Annotated in this window: 19 protein-coding genes; 6 read left to right on the top strand and 13 right to left on the bottom strand. The window is 36.2% G+C overall.

The features are described from left to right. Positions 1-546 precede the first annotated feature (546 nt). From ACN6MX_RS01235 to ACN6MX_RS01200, 8 genes are all read right to left on the bottom strand, one after another. Positions 547-2,226, bottom strand: a complete 1,680-nt coding sequence (locus tag ACN6MX_RS01235) for a methyl-accepting chemotaxis protein (RefSeq protein ID WP_419962524.1) — start codon at positions 2,224-2,226, stop codon at positions 547-549. A 242-nt stretch (positions 2,227-2,468) separates the two neighbouring features. Beyond that, on the bottom strand, positions 2,469-3,314 hold the full coding sequence (locus ACN6MX_RS01230; protein ID WP_419960875.1) for a DUF1028 domain-containing protein: 846 nt from the start codon (positions 3,312-3,314) through the stop codon (positions 2,469-2,471). A 98-nt stretch (positions 3,315-3,412) separates the two neighbouring features. Continuing rightward, entirely contained in the window at positions 3,413-4,270 is an 858-nt protein-coding gene (locus tag ACN6MX_RS01225; protein ID WP_419960874.1) for an MBL fold metallo-hydrolase, read from the bottom strand. Positions 4,271-4,431: 161 nt separating this feature from the next. Then, entirely contained in the window at positions 4,432-6,117 is a 1,686-nt protein-coding gene (locus tag ACN6MX_RS01220; RefSeq protein WP_419960873.1) for a methyl-accepting chemotaxis protein, read from the bottom strand. 114 nt (positions 6,118-6,231) lie between these two features. After that, positions 6,232-7,152: an exonuclease domain-containing protein gene (locus tag ACN6MX_RS01215; protein ID WP_419960872.1), complete on the bottom strand. Its 921-nt coding sequence runs from the start codon at positions 7,150-7,152 to the stop codon at positions 6,232-6,234. Positions 7,153-7,253: 101 nt separating this feature from the next. After that, positions 7,254-8,096 carry a general stress protein gene (locus tag ACN6MX_RS01210; RefSeq protein ID WP_419960871.1) on the bottom strand — a complete coding sequence of 281 codons (843 nt, stop codon included), beginning with the start codon at positions 8,094-8,096 and terminating at the stop codon, positions 7,254-7,256. A 176-nt stretch (positions 8,097-8,272) separates the two neighbouring features. Then, a complete protein-coding gene (locus ACN6MX_RS01205; protein WP_419960870.1) occupies positions 8,273-8,710 on the bottom strand; it encodes a YusW family protein in 438 nt (145 codons plus the stop codon). Positions 8,711-8,795: 85 nt separating this feature from the next. Then, the gene (locus ACN6MX_RS01200; protein WP_419960869.1) at positions 8,796-9,023 is read right to left on the bottom strand and encodes a hypothetical protein; all 228 of its coding nucleotides are present in this window, start codon (positions 9,021-9,023) and stop codon (positions 8,796-8,798) included. A 140-nt stretch (positions 9,024-9,163) separates the two neighbouring features. Here ACN6MX_RS01200 and ACN6MX_RS01195 point away from each other — a divergent pair, with 140 nt between their 5' ends. Then, positions 9,164-9,358, top strand: coding sequence for a hypothetical protein (locus ACN6MX_RS01195; protein WP_419960868.1), 195 nt, complete (start codon positions 9,164-9,166; stop codon positions 9,356-9,358). A gap of 350 nt (positions 9,359-9,708) precedes the next feature. Here the strand turns inward: ACN6MX_RS01195 and ACN6MX_RS01190 are convergent, their stop codons facing one another. Then, positions 9,709-10,695: a YecA family protein gene (locus ACN6MX_RS01190; RefSeq protein ID WP_419960867.1), complete on the bottom strand. Its 987-nt coding sequence runs from the start codon at positions 10,693-10,695 to the stop codon at positions 9,709-9,711. 210 nt (positions 10,696-10,905) lie between these two features. Between ACN6MX_RS01190 and ACN6MX_RS01185 the strand changes: the two genes are divergently transcribed. From ACN6MX_RS01185 to ACN6MX_RS01170, 4 genes are all read left to right on the top strand, one after another. Beyond that, entirely contained in the window at positions 10,906-11,337 is a 432-nt protein-coding gene (locus tag ACN6MX_RS01185) for a hypothetical protein (protein WP_419960866.1), read from the top strand. Positions 11,338-11,741: 404 nt separating this feature from the next. Then, on the top strand, positions 11,742-12,353 hold the full coding sequence (locus ACN6MX_RS01180; RefSeq protein ID WP_419960865.1) for a histidine kinase dimerization/phospho-acceptor domain-containing protein: 612 nt from the start codon (positions 11,742-11,744) through the stop codon (positions 12,351-12,353). A 14-nt stretch (positions 12,354-12,367) separates the two neighbouring features. Further along, positions 12,368-12,667: an ATP-binding protein gene (locus tag ACN6MX_RS01175; protein ID WP_419960864.1), complete on the top strand. Its 300-nt coding sequence runs from the start codon at positions 12,368-12,370 to the stop codon at positions 12,665-12,667. A 42-nt stretch (positions 12,668-12,709) separates the two neighbouring features. Beyond that, the gene (locus tag ACN6MX_RS01170) at positions 12,710-13,369 is read left to right on the top strand and encodes a hypothetical protein (protein WP_419960863.1); all 660 of its coding nucleotides are present in this window, start codon (positions 12,710-12,712) and stop codon (positions 13,367-13,369) included. An 865-nt stretch (positions 13,370-14,234) separates the two neighbouring features. Here the strand turns inward: ACN6MX_RS01170 and ACN6MX_RS01165 are convergent. Together ACN6MX_RS01165 and ACN6MX_RS01160 are read right to left on the bottom strand one after the other, a co-directional pair. Beyond that, positions 14,235-14,684 carry a DUF1569 domain-containing protein gene (locus ACN6MX_RS01165; protein WP_419960862.1) on the bottom strand — a complete coding sequence of 150 codons (450 nt, stop codon included), beginning with the start codon at positions 14,682-14,684 and terminating at the stop codon, positions 14,235-14,237. Positions 14,685-15,113: 429 nt separating this feature from the next. After that, complete coding sequence (locus ACN6MX_RS01160; protein ID WP_419960861.1) at positions 15,114-15,767, bottom strand: hypothetical protein; 654 nt, start codon at positions 15,765-15,767, stop codon at positions 15,114-15,116. Positions 15,768-16,265: 498 nt separating this feature from the next. Here ACN6MX_RS01160 and ACN6MX_RS01155 point away from each other — a divergent pair, with 498 nt between their 5' ends. Beyond that, positions 16,266-16,421 carry a YfhD family protein gene (locus tag ACN6MX_RS01155; RefSeq protein ID WP_419960860.1) on the top strand — a complete coding sequence of 52 codons (156 nt, stop codon included), beginning with the start codon at positions 16,266-16,268 and terminating at the stop codon, positions 16,419-16,421. Positions 16,422-16,481: 60 nt separating this feature from the next. Here the strand turns inward: ACN6MX_RS01155 and ptsP are convergent, their stop codons facing one another. Beyond that, positions 16,482-18,200, bottom strand: a complete 1,719-nt coding sequence (gene ptsP / locus ACN6MX_RS01150) for a phosphoenolpyruvate--protein phosphotransferase (protein WP_419960859.1) — start codon at positions 18,198-18,200, stop codon at positions 16,482-16,484. Beyond that, complete coding sequence (locus ACN6MX_RS01145; RefSeq protein ID WP_419960858.1) at positions 18,197-18,466, bottom strand: phosphocarrier protein HPr; 270 nt, start codon at positions 18,464-18,466, stop codon at positions 18,197-18,199. The genes ptsP and ACN6MX_RS01145 overlap by 4 nt, the downstream gene beginning before the upstream one ends. Positions 18,467-18,473: the final 7 nt, after the last annotated feature.

Here is an 18,473-nt window from a genome sequence, read left to right as displayed (position 1 = left end):
CACTTTACGGAGATATGTCATTTGATAACATTATTTTTAGAAACCTATACATTCTAGTTGTTTGAAGTGAAGGTGGCGACTCCTGGGGGAACAACACCAGCGAGAGACTACAGGCTCAGGTCCGTGCCCCCAGAAAGCGTCCGCAGTAACGAAAAACAACTGTAGTAGAAACCCTAACTGAAAGCCCCGAAAAATTTACTGATTGTAAATTTTCGGGGCTAATTATTTTTAAAGAAGGTTTTGTCCCAGCCTTATATTTTTTATGTTTATTTTGCCTGAAAGCCTTTACTTTATCAACCGCCTCTAAAAGCTTTTCCCTAACTACTTCTGATTCATCGATATGGTTTATAAGCACATTATTTGTTTCATCGAAAAACTCAGTTGTCTTTTGGAGATTAAACAATCCTGTCTTTTTATTTTCCTTTCTTTCGGTTATCTACTTAAAAGAAAAGCCTCGCAGAGATCTTCTCTCCACAAGGCCATCTGTATCTAATAATCAATTTATCGGAATAGTGTCCCGATTGCGTGATTGACAAGCACCTAATACTAAAGCTTAAATTCCAGAACTAGTCCGTTTAGTTTTTCTGCAAGTTCGGCAAGTTGTTTTGAGCTTCCCGCTACTTCATCCATTGAACTGCTCGTTTGTTGCGAGGAGGCAGAAGTTTGCTCTACTGCTGCAGATGATTCTTCAGAAATTGCCGCAATTTCCTCTACGGACCCACTCATTTCCTGACTGTTTGCCGCGATGTCGGATAAGTTCTCTGTAACGCTTTGAATGAGATTAATCATTTCTGTCACAGCAGAGCTGATTCCATTGAATGTCTCCATCGTAATATTTATTTGATCGGTGCCTTTTTCCACTTCTTCATAGCCTTCTAGCAATGATCCTGCTACAGAACTTGATTCATTTTGGATATTCGTTACAATGTCCGTAATATCAGTTATAGAAACAGTTACCTGTTCTGCTAGTTTTTTCACTTCCTCCGCTACAACTGCAAAACCTTTTCCATGTTCCCCCGCTCTAGCCGCTTCAATTGCTGCATTTAAGGCCAACAAATTAGTTTGATTGGCGATATCCTTTATCACGACAACTAACTTGGATATTTCTTGGGCCTCGGCATCCAATCCTTGGATTTTATGAACAGCTTCTTGCACAATTTGGTCGATCTTCACCATTTGCTCATTCGAAGATTTCATTAATCGACTACCCTCTGAGGTCATCTCAAGCACTTCACTTGAAGAACTTTGAATACTTTCACCTTTTTCATTCGCTTCTTCAACTTTACGTGTAAAGGACTCCATAATCGCTGCCAGTTCGCTTGCACTCTTGGCCTCGCCCTCTATACCGATAGCCAATTCTTGCATTGTAACCGCAATCTGATGGGAAGCTGCATTTACCTCATCCGAAGACTGGATTAGCTCTTCACTTTGCCCCGTTACGGATTCAGAAACAAGATTGATTTCATTTAATAACTGACGCATATTGTTACTCATCTCATTTGTTGCATGGATAAGTTTACCAACTTCATCTTTAGATTTTGTTTCAATAGGCTTCCCACTTAAATCCCCTTGCGCAATCCTGTTCATTCGTTCCATTACCACTTTTACCGGTTTGGTTATCGAATTTGCAGTTACGAGAGCTGCAGCTATGCTAAATAAAACAACTAAAATGGTAACGATTATTACGATCCGTAAAGTTGCTTCGCCTCCAGCTATAATAGCTTGCTCCGTCTTATTGATAGTCTCTTCACTATTTTTCGCCATTTCTTCATAGTCAGCCATGATTTGACGTACTTCAACTGCAGATGCATCTAAATTTCTTAATGCCGCTTCCTTGTTGCCTCTATCATATTCATCAAAAACCTTCGTATCAATCATCGTCCGCCAAGCGACCGTTTCCTTAATCAGTTGATCAAATGCTTCAGAATCATGTATGCTCCTGATAACACCTTCATATTGTTTCCCTTGCTCCGTATATGCATCGAAACGATCTCGGTAATCCCCACCAAATAATACATAACCACGGGCAGTCGATATCCGATTCGCCATTGTTAACGCCATCTGCTCATTGGCAATTAATACTGGCAGCTCTTTTTCTACAATATTTTTCGCTTCATTATTGCTCTTCATGACCACCGAAATATTATAAACACCCAACAGGATGACTACAAAAATAACTAGTGTAAACGCAAATAGCAACTTGCTTTTGATACTTTTAAACTTCACCAATCTTTTCCATTCCTTTCACGGATTCTTTTCATATCAAACCTTTGATATCCTTTGTTATTATCGGATAAATTATCTCGGTTTCAAGTGAAAAGTTTGAACTTATGAAGAACAAATTTGAAAAGTAAATTTTGGTGCAAAAACAGTGCTGCGCCACGTAGGGAATTCTGCCCTGCAAAATGGAAGCTGTGTTTGAGAGAATAGCAGACGTAAGGTTTTAAGCATTCTTTTTTGGTATTATTCTATTTTTTAATACGCATAAACTCTACAACTTTTTTATCGATATAACCTCTTTTTTGAACACGTTCATCAAAGTTTTCAATGAGATGATAAGACTGGATAGCATCTAGTAAGTCATCCATTTCTGTAAGATCTCGATCTAAAAAACCATTTTCATATAACATATTTTGAATTTCATCCGCTAGCATATCTTCAATAGCCACAATATCCTCTGGAGCTGTTCCTGTAAAATAAAGCTGATGAAGTTTCAGGAGTCTAGCTAATTCTTTCACTGGGTCAGCATGATCATCCACTCGAAGGTCTATATAACGATCTGTATAACCACCGTAACTTCCATTTTCTTTTACTACTAACAAAGCAGCAGATTGCTTGCCTCGCTTGTCTCCACCTGCAATATCACCAGCTTGTAATGCTGCCAATAGTCTTTCTGCAAGAGACCCTCCATTTTCTAGAAAAACCGCCTTCATGGCATTTACTGTATCTTCACTGACCAATAAATTTCCCTGAATCGCAAAATTCGCTTCCGCAAATCCTCCTGCCCAATCGAAACAATCTTCCCCAGTATGTATAGCACTACGACCGCTTGCATCTACAATACCAACTTGCCTAGCACCAGACTTGTCATCATTTGCCACTAACTCTTTTAGCACGTCTTCTGGTGACATGCCTCTTTGCAGCATGTCCAAACCATCAATCCCATAATCTAAATTTGCCCAGGACTGAGTTGCAATTGCTCCAACGCCAGCCTTGGCAAATGGAACAACTGCTCCAACACACAAAAACTTGGAAGCAACGGCTACTCCTAATTCTTTTGTTTGCGGATCGAAGCCAACGATAGAAAATGTCATATGTATTCCCCTTTCAATATTCTATTTATATTTTAACTTTTTATTCTGATAATTAAAAGAAGATCTCTTCATTTTTAGATGAATGAGATCTTGTATTTTTATTGTAATTTTTTATTTACATACTTTCCATGACTAGGTAAAGCGATCGAATCAAAATCAGTGACTAGCAAATGTAAATTGCTTGTCAGTAAATCTCCCTGCATAGGTAAACCATGTCCAGTAATCGCTACTTTTGGATTTAGTTTGACGAGTTTATTTACCGATTCCCTAGCCGCTTCCCAATCAGGGGTAAGATATCTTGGCGGACCACTTATTTCCTGCTCCTGTGTGAATACTTTATATAGATATTCTTGTTTTACAGTAACAAATGCATCACCAGCTATTAAAACCCTATCAGTTTCTCTAAATAATGAAATATGACCAGGAGAGTGACCCGGTGTATGAATCCATTGAAAATCCTTTATAAAAGGAACTGTCCCATCTGAAGGTAAGGCTTCCACGTGGTTGCCCAGATTTATAGGATTAACAGGGAATATAAAAGACATTTTTGCAACAGATCCCCCTTCTACAGTTGGATCAGGCTTCGGATAGCTCTCTTTACCTGTTAAAAATGGCAATTCCAACTCATGAGCATAGACTTGAATATTCCATTTTTTTACTAACTCAATTATTGCTCCAACATGATCAAAATGGCCATGAGTTAATATTATGGCTTTGGGCTTCTTGTTTACACCGTATCGTTCTTCCACTACAGAAATAATTTCCTCAGCGGAGTAAGGCATACCAGCATCTACCAAAACAAAATCGTTAGAATTGGGATCGCCTACTAAACAGATATTGACGATTTGAATAGTATGACAAAAAATGTCCGGAAGAACCTCTATGCCTATACCACTACCTACTGAAGTTGCTGGTATGTACTTATAGTCATCACCGTATGATATTGAATTGTCCAAGATGATTCACCTCTTCTTTTAACTTAGCATTTCACCCGGACAACACAATTATACAATTAATTAAAGCGGTTTGAATGCACATTATAGTAGGACAACCTTTCTTTGCTGCGTCAAAGAAAGACATCCCACAAGTATCTCTACTCATAGGATGTCTGTTAAATTTAAATTTTAAAACGATGTACCATTTCATTCAAAGAATCTGAAACTGATGTCAAAGAAGATGCAGCAATCTGGATTTCTTCCATGGATGCTAATTGTTCTTCAGTAGCAGCGGCTATTTCGTTGGTGCTTTCGCTATTTATATTGAACAACTCAGAAACATGTACGTTTTTTTCTGCGACTGACGTGAAATCCCCAGTTAGCTGTTCTGTTTGAGTAGCTATTTCCTGTACCTTATCTGAAACATGTGAAATTGATAGCATTATTTCTTTAAATTGAACTGCGGTGCCAGAAGTTAATTGGATACCATTATTCACACTTGATTTCACCGTTTCAATCGTGTTTACTGTTTCTTTAGATGTACTTTGTATAAGTGTAATGAGTTCTTTAATCTCGTTTGCCGATTTACTAGATTGTTCGGCTAATTTACGGACTTCCTCCGCAACAACTGCAAACCCTTTTCCATGTTCTCCCGCCCGTGCAGCTTCTATTGCTGCATTTAGGGCTAGTAGATTAGTTTGCGCTGCAATTTCATTAATCATGGAGGTTATATCACCGATCTTCAAGGCATCTTTTGCTAATGAATTAATATTTCTATCAGCTTCATTCACAGAATTCTGTATAATCCCCATATTAGCAACTATTTCTTTTACAGACCTCTCACCGTCTTCTGCTTGGCTATTAACCTCAGTTGTTTCTTCTGATACTTCGAGCGTATATACAGACATATTCCTTAAAATCTTTAAGGATTGCTCAACTGCTTTTGTACCTTCTAGTATTATGGTAGATTGATCACTCATAGCAATTGATACTTCTTGTACACTTCCTGCAATTTGGTGAGAGGTAAATTTAGATTGCTCAGCACTAGCAGAAAATTCTTCTGAAGAAGCAGCTGCTTGTTCCGCTGAATAACTAATTTGAGATATCATCTCTCTCAAGGAAGAAATAAACTGGTTGAAAGCTCCACTAACTTCACTTAATTCGTCCTTATTTTTTATGTGAATTGTTTTTGTTAGGTCTCCATCCCCATTCGCAATTTCAGTCATTTGTTCTTTTAGTTGTCGCAAAGGTCTAATAATAGCTTTCAAGAGAATTATACTTAGTATGATCCCCACCAATATCGCTATTATAGAGATTGCCATTAAGATAATCTGACTAGCCTTAGATTGTTCTTGTATGCTTGTACTTGCTTGGGTTGTCTTATCATCTAATTGTTCTATAAAACTATTGAACGACGGATCCAAAACTTCTTTCCGTATTCGTCTTTCTTCTCCAAAATGGATTTCTTCCGCTTTCGTTCTGTTTACCGTGCTATTTTGTATTACTTGCTGGCTTGCTGACCAAAATTCGTTATAATCAGTTTGGATACCTTCTATCACATCTTTATCACTAGTTGTAATAGCAAGTTCAATTAAACGGTTAAATTGAGCTAGAACATCCCCTGACTTTTCTTCCATTTGTTTTGCATAGGTCAAATCACCTGTTAAAAGAAGTGCTCGTTCATCATTGGATAGCCCAGCGAGACGAAACTGTATTTGCTTTGAAATTGTTTGCATCTCTGTTAATTTATTTAACTCGTTATTTTTAGAAACAACATCACTTAATACCCATGTAGAAAATCCTCCCACACCCATTATCGATACTATTAAGATTGTCGTGACCAAAATTATTCTTGTTTTGATTCTCATGTGTTTCCTCCAAAAATCCTAATATAGTTCGCTTTACACATTATATCAGAATTTAAATCAAGAGAAATTATCTAGACTTTTCTAAATTGAAAGCTAGTTTCTGCCCCAAAGTAACTACATTGTATATCGAACTAATCTTAAAAAGTCCTGTTCCCCAACGATTTCAATTGGAAGCCCTTGTTGAATCATGCCTTCCACCTTTTGCATTTTAGAGCTTTTGATACCCTGTAGGTATTTGGCTAAATCATTATCTCCCACAACTAAATAATTTGTTTGATGGTCCACCGCCCCCTTGCAAACCGCTCCACAATTCACTGCAAGTTGTGCTGCTTTCGATCTTGTCATAGAGAGCATTCTTCCGGTGAATACAATTTGAGCTCCGTAAAAAGGATGTTTGGAATTTAACTCTGTATTTTCTGGTTCTAAAAATTCGATAGTCACGTCTGCTTTACTACTGCGCTTGGTTGCTGGTTGTTTCTTCGTTTGAATCGATGAGTTTATTTTCACATTATGTAGTTTTGCCAACTGTTGAACTGTATTTGTTTGTGTCTTTTGCATCGCTTCCACTGTAATGATAGCAGCAGCCCGAGCATCCTCTAGAGCATCATGATGTCTTAAACTAATACCTAAATAGTTCGCTACTGTGGATAGCTTATGATTATATAGTTGTGGCCAAACCTTTTTGGCAATTCGATAAGAGCATCCATACTCAAAAATTGGAGAAGGTTCATGAAATTGACGTAGGGATTCTTGTAAAACGCCCATGTCAAAGCTTGCGTTGTGGGCAATGATAACTTGACCTTCAATAAGAGTTTTCATATCTGGCCAAAATTCTTCAAAGGTTGGTGCACCATGTACCATATATTCGGTTATTCCATGAATTTTTGTATTATAATAATGAAATTCGCTTAATGGATTTATTAAGGAGTGTATTTCTCTATAAATTTTTCCGTTTTTTACTTGTACGATTCCTACTGAACAAACACTTGAGCGCAGGTTATTGGCTGTTTCAAAATCAATAGCTACAAAGTCCATTTTTACGCCACCTCATTTTGTTAGATTGATTCTTATTATCTCATAATAGAATACAAAGAAGAACCTCTCCAATTAGAGAGGTTCTATTAGCTTAATGAAATTTAATATAGTCGATTAGTTGGAGGGATCTCATCTAGTTTCCTTTGATATTCCAATTTTTCTTCATATTGATCATGAGAAATTCTTTCCTCCTCTTCTTCATTTACCGTTTCACTCCCATATGCTGCTGGGCCTAGATTCGGATCGGCTCCTGGGGATTGAGTTCCGTATGTTTTTTCTTCCACCGTAACATTTTCATCAATCGTCGGACGAGACTCTCTAACTACTCTATCTTCCTGCATTGAGTGTCCAATATGATCCTCTTCTCGAGCTAAATGCGGATCGGTTGCAAAAGTCTCCCCACGTGCAAAGCGATCCTGTGGTTCATCAAAACGACCATCTGTTTTATTTACGTACTCATTATTAGATGGTGTGAATCCTTGTTCCTTAGCATAATCACTAATTGGTTCTTCATTTTCCATAAAACGATTTTGTACTACATCTGTACCAACCGTATCTGTATATTCTTGTTCAAACTCGTTTTCATGAGTACCATACATCGGTTCATCGTTAAACGTTAGGACATCTGTGTAGAGGACAATACTTCCTCTTGCCACTTCTCCTGCATATCTTGTTCTTTCCTCTTCACTTAAATCTAATTTTCTTAAGCCTTCTGCTACTGCGTCTTCTCCAGTAAACCAGGATTTGAACTTATCCATAAATGTACCAGTCTCATGTGTAGAAACTTCTGAATGACGACTAAGTGTATTTAAATGTGCATTTTCAGTTGAAATTACATGTATATCACTTTCTGCATACCCTTGATTTTGTAGGCTTTCCAATTTTTCATACATTTCTTCTTCCGTACGAGCAATTTCAATTCGTCTATTCGATTCAATGTTCATGGTATTGCCTCCTCAAAATTAGTCTTATTCCATACATCCCCCCTCACGATTGAACCTAAACACAATGTAGCTATTGTTAATCATCTTGTAATAAAAATGTAATTATTCTTCCCAACATCTGCAACTAGAAAAAGCCTCAAGAAACGATTTTCATCGTATCTCAAGGCTTTCATCTTCTATTTTCTGTCATTAAATTCTTGCGTATCACCGTCAGAGAATTCTACTTCTAACTCGAATTCCGTGTACTCTTCTACTCCAAATGCTTTAGAAACCTTTTCAATCACTTCTTCCTTACTCATATCTTTTGTTAAAGCAATATCTTTGAAGATAGGCTCCAGCTCTGCATAGGCTTCATCACCAGTGAGGCTTATGGATTCTAATTTGTTATCGTATTCCGCCTCTGTTTCGGATATATCAATATCAAAAGAGGCATCAATCGCATCCTTTTGATCTGCTGTATCCACATCCAATTCAAATGACTGAAAACCAAATTCACTTTGAGCAGTATCTTTATCAGGTGCTTCGTTCACTTCTTCCTTATCTCCACAAGCTCCTAATAATAGGGCGGATGAGATAAGAGCACTACTAAGTAATGGATATTTTTTTATTTTCATTCTAAAAACACTCCTCTATTTAATGATTACATTATCACTTTAATTATCTCCATTGTTTAGGAAAATAATCAGTTCCAGTAGAAAACTATCCTGGATAACGCTCTTCACTTGCAGAGGTAGACTTAGTATTTCGCTTATCTTTTTCATCTTTCACTTTTTCATTTAACTCTTCTACCGGGATAGGGTCGACTGTCTTCATATCTTCATCCGTATCAAAAATACTTTCTTTTTCCGTATTTAATAGATCAGGATTATCCATAATGCGTCCTGTAATATCTTGTTTTTCTTTATCCTCTGGATGCTTTTTGGTCATTGTAACACTCCTCTTTAGTATGTTTGTTTTAAATTGTTTATCCTTTTTTTTGAATTACTAAACATCAGCCATTCGATTGTTTAAACATCCAAAAATGCGGGAAAACAATTCATAACCAAACAATTTAAGGAGGAAGTTATATGAATAAAAACAAAATGGCAATTACCGCACTAGGTCTTGGAGCTGCATATTTAATGAGAAATAAAGGATCACGGGAAAAACTTGCAAAACAATTCGGTAGTTTTACAAATACTCCTATCCGTGGATCAAAAACAGATAATACAACTAGTGACTCATCAAAGGGCAAGAGTATTTTAGGAGGATTGTTTAATTAGATTATTTAAAAAGTACTTACTCTAGATTACAAAAGGGGTCTAGCATACAGTAGAACTTTCTTATAATCAGTTATAGAAGCCGACCTTATATTAAGGTTGGTTTTTTAATACCTCAGTGTAAGTAGACTTTCGTAGCATAATAGAGGAGTCCAACTCTAGAAAATCCTATATACCTTGATACTTTATATCTTGAAAATTATTTACTTAGGTTGCTTGGCAACTTACTTGCTCTCCAGTTCGATTTACTTGCGAAAGGGAGTTCTATCCAATAGGAGTCTCGATCAGTAGTGAATAGTCTTGAAAAAAGGGCTCTGCTTATTTAACTAAGCAGAGCCCTTTTTATACTTAAACTATTTCCCTCTGTAATACTCTGTTAAATCATTGTAGTACTTATTTAGAGAAGAAGTAGAAACTTCAAAAGTCTCTGCAATTTCTTTTATCGTCATACCAAATGGTTCAAATAATCCATTTTCTTGACCAAATCGAATAGCTCCTGCAGCAATTGCAACTTCCTTACGTGCATTTGGCTGTCTTTCCACTAAATAATCTTCCACTATTTCTATAAAATTGCCGTATTCCCGATTATTTTTCTCTAAGAAATCTATCGCTACTTGTAATACTCCGACTTCAAAGTGCGTATATTCTCCACCCTCATAGCCGTTTTCTCCAAGCAACTTCCATAAGGTTGCTCCTGTTTCCTTCAAAAATGCTGGAGCAGATAGTATCTCTTGTTTTTCAAATTGCTTTTCTATTTTATCGAAGACTTCCTGATGATCAACTGGGAAGAAAACTAAGCTAGAAATAGCTAAATAATGATTTTCTTTGTTAGAGCCATCTGGCAGGATGAAACAGTATACATGCACTCCAGCAGGCACTGGTTTATCACTTTCTCGTCTAAGCAAAATACTTTCTTTTGTAAGTATGTGAGAAACTGTCATATAATGTTCATTCACTTCTATCACTTTCCCAACAAAAACCTGTGGCTCGTTCCACTGGCTCAATACATTTAGAGTAGAAGGTCGTACCATTTTTTTCTGTTGCTTTTCAAGATAGCCTAGCCATATCTCCTGTTTATAATGGAAAAAGAACTCGTCCATTACGATAGCCTCAATCATTTCTAGGTCTAAATAGTCACCTATCGTTTTGCTCCATACTTTCACAAGATCTGCGTATTCTTCCATATCCTTACGTTCTGGATAGTGGTCATAAAAGGATTGTAATACACGTTCTAGTTCCTCTGTTTGTACCTCTTCTATTGAATCATTCTGCTTTGATTCGCAGCACTTTTTGTATTTTTTCCCACTACCACATGGACAAGGATCATTTCTACCTACCATACTTAACACTTCCTTCTCTTTTGGTAAGTGCTTATTTTAACATGAAAGTAAGAGAAAATTAAGGTTTAGTCAAAAATAGATAAGAAAATACACAATAATTTTATAAATATTTCAAAAAATATCAAGCAATTCTTTGTGTATCTAAGATTTCCTAGGGAAAATAGGGTATACTTAACATAGGAGTCTGTAAATGTTGAGGAGGTATGGAATATGTCAGTCGCTAGTGAAGCGTCTCAAGTGAACTTAGATTTTCTTATTAATGATTTAGGTCTCAAGCAAGTGTCGAATACAGCATTGTTCCGCAAAGGGAATATTTTAGTTCTATCACCATCTGTTCAAAACAAATCGAATACGTTCGAATTAGGTGAATCCCTAATGAAAAAGTTCAATCCTGAAACAGACGAAGGTTACTTATTGATACGTATAAAAGAAAAGTTTTTGATGGCTAAGCTACATCCATTTCAACGCAAAATGATGACAAAAGATACAGAAAAGAGTACAAAAAGTAAACCATCCTTTTGGAAATTCAATGTAATAGAGTCCATTATTCCACGTATAGAAAACAGTGGCGATCGAGAGTTAACCTACAAAATACAAGCCCCTACTAAGAAACAACTTATCACCTTTTTCAATAAAAAGTAAAAATACTCAAGTACTTGGAAAGTTAAAACCATGTACTTGAGTTTTTTTCTTTCTTCAAAACTTTCTAATTATTTTATTGTATAATTAGTTATACATAAGTACTATTAACCTATAATATTTTGCAATGAGGTAACTTTATGATTACGGAAAAGTCGGGCGGTATTCTCAACCATAAAAGTATATAAGTTTGTCTAATTTTATCTTTACTTCTATGTCATTTATTCACTTATCATTATGATAATGAGGTGAAATTTGACCTTAGATTTGTACCATTTATTATTGGAAGTTTATATTTTAGGCTGAGTCCTACTCTATTATTCGTCATCATCTTATTACGTATTCCCTATGGCATAGATTATGGATTTTACTGTGTAACGATTGTCTATTCCTTATTAGGAGCATTATTGTCGTTTATTCATCCTTGGTTCTTAAAACTGGTACCAAGCAAAAGAGTTTTGTGGGCTACACTTGCTACCTTCTTTACCAATTTTGCCATCTTAGAACTTGTTATGCGTTTCGTTTCCCCTATTCCCAAAATAGATTTATGGGTTGTTTTTATCGGTTTGCCTACCCTTGTAGTTGCCATGATTTCTTATACCATTGAAATCGTCGAAAAAAATTCAGATTGGCAGAAAGAGCTTGTCAAAGTAGTTGAACTAAAAACAATCGAACAAATGAGCACTGCTATCTCTCAAGATATTAGAAACCCATTAACTACTGCTATTGGATATGTTGAATTATTAGAAAATCATTCCTTATCAATGGATAATAGAAATGATTATTTAATAAGCCTAAAGAAGGAGCTTGCTTCAGCAGAAAGAGTTACTAATGATTTCCTCACCTTTTCCAAACCATCACTCGATTTTCAAGAAGAATTAGATGTACAAAAGGAAATAGGGCTTATTATAAATATTTTAGAACCCTTCACAAATTTCCATTCTGTAAAAGTTATTTCAGATCTGATAGCTCAACAAAAATTAAGGGAAACAAATCTGCTTTTCAACAATGTATTATAAATATGCTTAAATATATGATTGAATCATCTTCAAAGAATAATTTAATAGAAGTTAACGTTTCTGAAACTAAAAGAAATGTTTTTATTTTAATTACAGATGCCACAAGAGTATTAACTAAAAAACAAGTTCAGCTAATGGAAGAATCCTATTTTTCTATTATGAGTAATGCAGCAAATCATTCCTTGAATATTATGGTTGCTAAAAGTATTATCCTACCAATGACAGGAAAAATGCATATAAATAGTACACCAAAGTCAGGGACAATTATCCAAATATCGTTTCCAATACCTTTCCAAAGGGTAAAGGAGAGTTGATAACAATAATTGGTAATAAAATATACAAGGTGCAATCGTACTATGGATATAATTATGCATTTCATATTCAATCTTTCCTTATTAGCTGTTCTCCAATTACTAGGGTTAACTTGGATTAATGGAGATAAAGACAAAATACCCCTCAAAAAAATATTTGCCGTCTTCTTAGTTTGTAGTCTAGTCATTTGTTTTGTTTTTCGTTACCCATTACAAGAAGAACTGTACTTAGATTTGCGATATATCCCCTTTATCATTGGGGCTCTTTATGCAGGGCTTAGTCCCCTCTTAGCCATAGTTACTATAGCTTTACACGCTATTTTCATAGGTATCGACATAGAGTTCTGGATGTCTTGCATATTCAGTTCATTTTATGGACTACTATTATGGAAAATATCGCCTTGGTTTTTAGGGCAACCAACAAGGAAACGTATTCAATTTTTAGTGCAAATTTCTTTATGCATAAGCATAGTAAAGATAGTACTTTTAAATATACTATATGTAAATTATCCGGTTCTAGATGTTTGGTTTGCAGAAATTTTTATCCAATCTATAGGCATTGGGTTGCTAGCCTTTTTCTTGGAACAGGCTAATAAAAGTATTCAATTAAAAAAGTATCTATCAGAAACTAAAAAACATGAAGCTATCGAACAAATGCAAGTTACTCTTCATCGAAGAGCTTGCACTGTGGCATCATTCTACTAGGAGATGATGTTCCCACGTTCTTACCCGACCGGTGCAATGCACGGCTGAAAAATAATTATTTCCTATCGCTAGACTTGGGGCTGTTCCTCCACCTCCATTACAGAGGTTTCACTGGTCGTACCCCTACCCTCATAAGGACAAATGCATTTTGCCATAAGGCTTAGCAAACGTTTCGGGTGACAGCCCTTGAATTCAACGTTCCTTACTTTCCAAGTACCTTACAACGTAGCTATACATTCTAAACGTAGGTGCTTCCTTTAAGCCTGTGAACTGGATACCGCCATTGTTCGGTATAGTGTATTTCAGAGGGTGCATTTTTACTTTACACCATTCACCCCATCATTGGATGGTACACAAGTTTCCTCATGTTCTAACTTTAGACCCGTACCTTCGGAAGTATCGTCAGTTCCTTTATGTAGGAACTATTCTCACCATATCTAATTTTCAGCCATGCGGTCTATCCTTCGGCATACCTTTTCCATAGGAATGGCTTCAGCCTAGTTCAACCGAATCTACCTGTGCTTCACACCCCATGACCAGTCAATCAGGACGCATGCAGGAGTATTGATGGGATAGTTTCAGGAAACATGGCTCCGTCATTCCTATCCTCCGTTGTAAAGTTGAAATCTATTTTAATAAATCTCCTGTATTTTCACGCTAAAAAGCGTATATAACAGACCTTGTCGCGCGCACCCGTTAGTTTAATAAGAAAAGAGACGCTTCTTCAACAATCGTGACCGTTTAAGGCAAAAGAAAAGATTATAAATAGATATACTGTTGGTTGCTTCAAACAGTAATTGAGATTAGGCTTAGAGAAACTTTCTTCAACTAACGATGCACATCGTTTCATTTTGTTTTTCAATGATTAAACTCCAAACTGTTTAAAATGATGGTCAAGATGCTTGTATATTCCTTTACCCCATTGCTCAGAAGTTAGTTTTCCAAAAAAAGGATGCGGATGAGTTGTGCACTTTTCTGGTCCGTTATTTTGAAATGTGATAATTTTTTGTTTAAGCTTTTCTTTTTCTGTGTCAAATTCTCTATCATCTGCAATCAAAATGGTTGGAATAGTAGACATATTATGGGGCAATGTCTTGTCATTGTAAATGATTTGTTTTGCAAACCTCCCTACTATTATTCCTAACCAACTCCTTGGTGGAAAAGAATTTCCCATTGCAATGTCTTGGAAAGATGAACAATGCGCTAGCATTTGGGCAACATCCATTTTTCCCCATTGTGGTTGTGAATTTGGACTCAATTTGTCAATACGCTTTAAAACTTCTGCTATATGCTTATGATCAAAAATATTTTTCATTAGTACATATCCCCTTTAATTATAATGAGTCAACCTTCATAAATTATTTGGCCCGATTGTTGAACACAAGTTACACAACACTCTTCAACTAAACTCCCTCTATAAACATTGAGATATCAACGGTTTTCATCACTTCATGAGTTAAGAAAATTATTTTTCTTTTGTTTAATAAACAGAGTCTTGAATTTATAGATTTTATTACCAAATTGAGCGTACGCTTCGCTAAAACTAATGGAAATCATTAGCTTTTTTCTCCACTATGTGATGCACAATGGATCTCTGCGAAACTTATGACGACGTACCCTCCCATGTCTCTTAGCGTCAGTGCGCTTACATCCTTCGTTCGGTCTATTCATAAGGCAGAGGCCAGCTAAGCTGCCCCGGGAACTCATAGTCTTAGTGTTAGTTACCCGGTAGTTGAAGAAGAAGTTATTTAATTTCTTTTGTACTTCCTAAATATTCACCGTTTTTTGGATTAAAAAAGACCTCAGCACTTTGACCATTTATTTTTCCATCGACTCCAAGAAAAATGTGTTTCTCATCTCGTATTAATCTAAAATGATATCCGTGTGAGAAAGGGTCTTCTGTTGGGCTTGGTTGTAAATTAAATTTCTCAACAGCGATTTTAATAATTTGGCTACTATCTATTTTAATTTCTGATTGTGGAATAGTTAGTTCATCAGAACTGTCACTTATTATGTAACTTTTAAGTTTGCCTTTTTGAATACCAATTATCATCTGATGTTTAACTGATGGCAAAGCGAAAACTCCTTGCCAGTCTCCTTTTTTTCCATTTTGACCACTTACAGTTTCATCATCAACACTGTTCAGAAATACAAGAATTGTTTCTTTATCAAATTCTTTACCTTGTTCTAATCCTAAATTATATGCTTCTAAAAGTGTTAATTCTTTCTCTGGTAACGAGAAAAAAGAATCTACTTCATACTTCCCGTTCTCTATTTTTTCTTTAGCATAACTTAAGGAAAAAAAATTCCCTATCGTTGCTTGTGTAGGGAAATTGGCGAAAGCTGAGATTGAACCCACCAGTATCAAGATAAAAAAACAAGCTGATATAGTTTTCATTTTGTTCACCTACAATCTATTGTGTAGATAGTTTTTCCATGTTTCACATAATAATACTTGTTCAACTAAACTGCTCCGTTAATTTAAGTGAACACTTTCACAATCTCATATTTATTTAACATAAAGATACGGTGCAAAATTATAAAAAAAACCTATTCTCCACTTTCAGTTATGATTAATCAACCTTATCCTTTAACATAGCCTAAAGTTAATACCTACTCACTTATTGGTTGGAGTGCAACATGGCGACTCCAGCGGGATAGCGAGAAAGTCTAGACCCCGCAGCAATGCGAGGAGGCTCAGCCTCGCCCGCGGAAAGCGTCCACGTGAATGGAATCATTGGATCACTTAACTACTATTGATGCAATTTATTTACAGCTACTTAATCAGCTCAGAACTACTCTCTCACTTAATACCACAAAATTCACCTTATGCCGTTTAAAAGAATTGATATTAGCCATATTAAGATAGAACGCACAAAAGGAAAGGAGATTTTGTATGGGAAGAGATAATAAACAAGGAAGAAGCAACAACAAAGATTCACTACCTCAAACTCCTAAAAATTTAAAGATTAAACCAAGCGACATTCGAGAAGAATTTGCCAAGGAATTTAAAGAGCTCGAAAAAGATACCCCGAAAGCAAAAAGAAAATAAGCTTCATGAGTAAACCCACTCATACTATGTTGAGTGGGTTTTCATGAAGCTTTTAATCTATTAGACTTTTAAAGTTTCTTTTACATATTGCTTCACTTGCTCAGAAGTTTGCATAGACAATGCCTTTTCCGCAAGCTCTTTCATCTCCATTTGTGTCAGCTGGTTGATCTGACTTCTAGCTCTTAGCATTGAAGGAGCACTCATGGAGAACTCGTCTAACCCTAAACCAAGTAATAATGGAATGGCTATTGAATCTCCTGCCATTTCCCCACACATACCTGCCCATTTCCCCTCGGTATGCGCAGCTTCGATAACCATCTTAACTAAACGTAAAATAGCTGGATGATAAGGTTGATATAAATAGGCAACCGATTCGTTCATTCTATCTGCAGCCATCGTATATTGGATTAAATCATTTGTTCCAACACTAAAGAAGTCAACTTCTTTGGCGAATTGATCAGCCAAAATTGCAGTCGAAGGAATTTCTACCATAATACCAATTTCTATATGATCTGATACTAGTGTACCTTCCTGTTGAAGCTGTGCTTTTTCTTCTAGTAGTAATTGTTTTGCCTCTCTGAATTCCTCTAGTGTTGCAATCATAGGGAACATTATTTTGAGGTTTCCGAAATTACTTGCACGTAGTAATGCACGAAGCTGAGTTCTGAATATCGTTTTTTCCTCTAAGCAAAGTCGAATTGCTCGGAAACCAAGAAACGGATTCATTTCTTCAGGAAGATTTAAATAAGGGAGCTGTTTGTCTCCACCGATATCTAATGTTCGAACAACTACAGGCTTATCCCCCATTTGTTCAAGTACTTGCTTATATGCTTGAAATTGCTCTTCCTCTGTTGGTAATGAATCTCGTTCCATATACAGAAACTCTGTACGATATAAACCGATTCCTTCTCCACCGTTTTCGAGTACACTTACTACGTCTTTTGGAGTTCCGATATTTGCAGCTATTTCCACATGTATACCATCTAATGTAATAGTTTGCTTATTTTTTAACAATGATAGTTCTTTCTTCTCTACTTCTTGTTCATTTCTTTTTGCTACATAGCTCTGGATAACATCGTTAGGAGGATTTATAATTACTTCACCATTATCCCCGTCCACAACGATCAGATCCCCTTGTTTAATAGCAGCTGTAGCATTTTTTGTACCAACAACTGCGGGAATCTCTAAAGAACGAGCCATAATAGCAGAATGAGATGTGCGACCTCCCATATCGGTTGTAAATCCTTTAGCGAAGTCTCTATTTAGTTGAGCTGTATCTGAAGGTGCTAAATCTTTGGAGATGATAATAACTTCCTCATCTATTAACCCGATATTTGGTATTTCTACACCTAATAGTCTTGCAATTACTCGTTTAGTTACATCCCGGATATCAGCTGCACGCTCACGCATATACTCGTTATCAAGCTGCTCAAACATGACAACTAATGTATCCGCAGTTTCTTGCAAAGCGGCTTCTGCATTTATTGCATCGTCATTTATTTTACCTTCTACGGTACCTAATAATTCTGGGTCACTAAGGACAAGCAAATGTGCATCAAAAATTGCGGCATTTTCCGAGCCTAAGTCAATTTCGGCGCGGTCACGAATTTTTTGAAGCTCTAATTTAGCAGCATTTACTGCCTCATGAAATCGTATAACCTCTTCATCCTTATTTGATACTGTAATTTTCGTAACAGTTAAATCTGGTTCTATCATTAAAAAGGCTTTACCAATGGCAATACCACTGGATGCAGCAATTCCTATTAAATTTTCCGTCATGACTCAATAATCCCTTCAGATTTAAGGAAGCTTTCAATAGCCTCCAAAGCTTCTTGTTGGTCAGTTCCTTCAGCGAATATAGAAATACTTGCTCCTTGGCCTACACCTAGAGACATAACACCAAGAATAGATTTCAGATTAACCTTTTTCCCTTTATACTCCATAGAAATATCGGAAACATATTTTGATGCAATTTGAACAAGTCCCGTTGCCGGTCTTGCGTGAATTCCTGATTCTGCTACAACTGTATACGTATGGTTTGTCATAATAATC

It is taken from the genome of Psychrobacillus sp. BM2, from assembly GCF_048572895.1.
Lineage (GTDB): Bacteria > Bacillota > Bacilli > Bacillales_A > Planococcaceae > Psychrobacillus.
Note: the sequence above shows the minus strand (reverse complement) of the source record. Positions and strands in the feature narration are given on the sequence as shown.